Origin of the sequence: Prochlorococcus marinus (genome assembly GCF_001180245.1) — a bacterium.
Lineage (GTDB): Bacteria > Cyanobacteriota > Cyanobacteriia > PCC-6307 > Cyanobiaceae > Prochlorococcus_A > Prochlorococcus_A marinus_F.
On the sequence record NZ_CVSV01000127.1, the window covers coordinates 1 to 635 of the forward strand.

General features: G+C 33.9%; 3 protein-coding genes. All 3 read right to left on the bottom strand.

What is annotated here, in order from left to right:
• A partial coding sequence (locus AMO19_RS05140) for an uL14 family ribosomal protein (RefSeq protein WP_179850517.1) occupies positions 1-148 on the bottom strand: 148 nt, incomplete at its 3' end.
• Entirely contained in the window at positions 145-411 is a 267-nt protein-coding gene (rpsQ, locus tag AMO19_RS05145) for a 30S ribosomal protein S17 (RefSeq protein ID WP_075507595.1), read from the bottom strand. The genes AMO19_RS05140 and rpsQ, both read right to left, overlap by 4 nt.
• 9 nt (positions 412-420) lie before the next feature.
• A partial coding sequence (gene rpmC / locus AMO19_RS05150; protein WP_075507596.1) for a 50S ribosomal protein L29 occupies positions 421-635 on the bottom strand: 215 nt, incomplete at its 5' end.

The window sequence follows — 635 nt, forward strand, 5'->3', positions numbered from 1 at the left end:
CCATATTAGGAAGTGCATCTTTTACAGTTGCTACGATTACATCCCCGACATGTGCATACCTTCTATTAGAACCTAAAACCCTAATACATTGGAGTCTTTTTGCTCCGCTGTTATCGGCAACTGTTAAATAAGTTTCTTGTTGAATCATTTTTTAACCTCCTCAGCCTGACTTGTTTTATTGAGAATCTCTTCTATGGCCCATCTTTTATGAGCACTAAGCGGTCTGGTTTCTCTAATTTTAACTCGATCACCTAAAACACATGTATTTTCTGGATCATGCGCCTTGTATCGAGTAGTTCTACTTACAATTTTTTTATAAGTGGGATGTGGATATCTGTTAATAACAGCAACAACAACTGTTTTATCCATTTTGTCGCTTACAACAGTACCAATTCTTTCTTTAAGTGCCATAACTAATAATTAATCAGAAGTTGTTTTAGAAGCAGATTGACTCTTACTGAGAGTGAGTAATTGCGCAACTTGTTTCTTGATAATTTTAAATTTATGAGTTTCATTGAGCTGTCTTGTAGCTTGCTTGAATCTCAAGTCAAAAAGATCTTTTCGTAACTGATCAATCTTTTCAGTAATTTGTTCAGAATTTAATTTTTTAAATTCCTTAAGAGACTCTGAGTTTT